Annotated in this window: 2 protein-coding genes; both read left to right on the forward strand. The window is 48.2% G+C overall.

Features of this window, described 5'->3' with window-relative positions; translation table 11 throughout:
- Nucleotides 1-606 (forward strand): tyrosine-type recombinase/integrase (locus H5073_RS17840; protein WP_182680907.1); only part of this gene is annotated, 606 nt, incomplete at its 5' end.
- Nucleotides 603-1,694 (forward strand): IS91 family transposase, encoded by a 1,092-nt coding sequence (locus H5073_RS17845; RefSeq protein ID WP_182680908.1) that lies wholly within the window; start codon nt 603-605, stop codon nt 1,692-1,694. The genes H5073_RS17840 and H5073_RS17845, both read left to right, overlap by 4 nt.
- The last annotated feature ends 263 nt before the right edge of the window (nt 1,695-1,957 follow it).

Raw genomic sequence — 1,957 nt, forward strand, 5'->3', positions numbered from 1 at the left:
ATCGTCAAGCCGCCGCAAGTCAACCATCTGCCCGATATCCTCACCCCCGCTGAAGTGTCTATCGTCATTAGCCTCACCCATAAGCTGCGATATCAAGTGTGCTTTTTAACCCTTTACAGCATGGGATTGCGCCTCGGTGAAGCGGTATCATTACAAGTTGGCGATATCGACTCACAGTTGATGCAGGTGCATATTCGTGATGCCAAAGGCGGTAAAGATAGATTAGTGCCTTTACCGCAACGCACCTTGCAGGCACTGCGTTATTACTGGCAAACCCATCGCCATCCCCGTCATGTATTTCCAGGTAAAGATGGCAAACCAGATTCACTGATGGACCGCGGCGGCATCCAAAAGGCGATGAAAAAAGTGATTAGTGAGTGCCATATTCACAAATCCATCAGCCCGCATAATTTACGTCACAGCTATGCCACTCATCTGCTTGAGCAAGGGTTAGATTTACGCTCAGTGCAGCAGTTACTCGGCCACAATAGCCTCAACACCACCGCCCGTTACACCCGGCTCACCACCATCACTCGCAAGAACACTGTCGAATCAATTAACCAACTGACGAATAATCTGGTGTTGAAATGGGAGTGTGACTTATGAGGTTCATCGATATTTTACGCGATCATCTTGATGAGTTTAATGAACGCTATCAAGGGCGTATCACCACAACCATGCGCCAAGCCATTCATGCCATGCTAAGTTGCCGCAGCAATAGCCAAAGCACCAGCCACTGGGCGTGTCAGCGTTGCACTCATACCGCCGACTTTCCGCTGTCATGCGGTCATCGCAGTTGCCCACAGTGTCAGCATCACACCACCCAAGATTGGCTGGCTAAACAACAGGCTAAGTTGCTGCCCGTCGACTATTTTATGGTGACCTTTACCTTACCGTTTGAACTGCGAGTGGTTGCTAAATATCAACCTGAGCGGCTTTATCAAGCCATGTTCACTGTGGCGGCCAGTGTACTGAAAGACTTTGCGCTTAACTCATCAAAGCTCGCTGGTGACATCGGTTTTACCGGTGTGCTGCATACTCACAGCCGGCGGCGTGACTTGCACCCACATATCCACTTCATCCTTCCCGCTGGAAGCTTCAATAAGCACAAAAAACACTGGCAAAAGAATAAAGGGAAATACCTGTTTAATGCCTTCAACTTAGCCAAAGTTTGGCGCGCACGTTTGCTTGAAAATCTGACACTACAACCCACTGTCACACTGCCCGTTTCACTCCCCAAAAAATGGGTAGTTGACTGCCGCCATGTGGGTAAAGGCTTGCCAGCATTACAATATTTGTCACGCTACCTGTATCGCGGCGTGCTTGCTGACAAAAACATCATGAGCGATATTGATGGACAGGTCTGTTTTGAGTATGAGGACAGTCAAAGCCAAAGCACAGAAGTGCGAACGCTACCCACGGTTCAATTTCTGTGGTTAGTGCTGCAGCATGTTTTACCCAAGGGATTACGCCGAGTGCGTGACTATGGTTTGCTCAGAGGCAACGCCAAAAAACTTAGGTTGCAGATACAGCTGATGCTCGCGGTTACAGGTGCGCAGTTTCAAGTAACTGAAAGCCCAATCATAGCCGAGGTAAAACGCAGATTAGCGACCCGCTATTGCCCTTGTTGCCAGCAGCCTATGCGCTTTATGGGCGTAGTAAAGCGAACGACAAACTTAATACCAGCAACCTAGCGTTGAACATGTGAATAAGGATAATGGCTTAACTGACACTGCGGAGGGATGATTTAACTTGCTGAAATCAATGGGTTTAAATAATTAGCAAAGGCGCTAAGGGGTTCTGCTGATTACCGAAAAGTGGACGATGTAACATCACACCAAACAGATCGTATTCTCGATCTGCTATTTACTATTAAAGGTACAACTTATCGTGAGCTCGGGCTTGTTCAACACTTGGGATAAGGACGCGGCTTCGCGCGGCCTATCCTTATTAGTTA

The organism is Shewanella sp. SR44-3, assembly GCF_014163735.1.
In the GTDB taxonomy this organism is placed as follows: domain Bacteria; phylum Pseudomonadota; class Gammaproteobacteria; order Enterobacterales; family Shewanellaceae; genus Shewanella.

Excerpts from the sequence above, each read along its gene's own strand:
- H5073_RS17845 (WP_182680908.1), top strand. The coding sequence starts at position 603 with ATGAGGTTCATCGATATTTTACGCGATCATCTTGATGAGTTTAATGAA.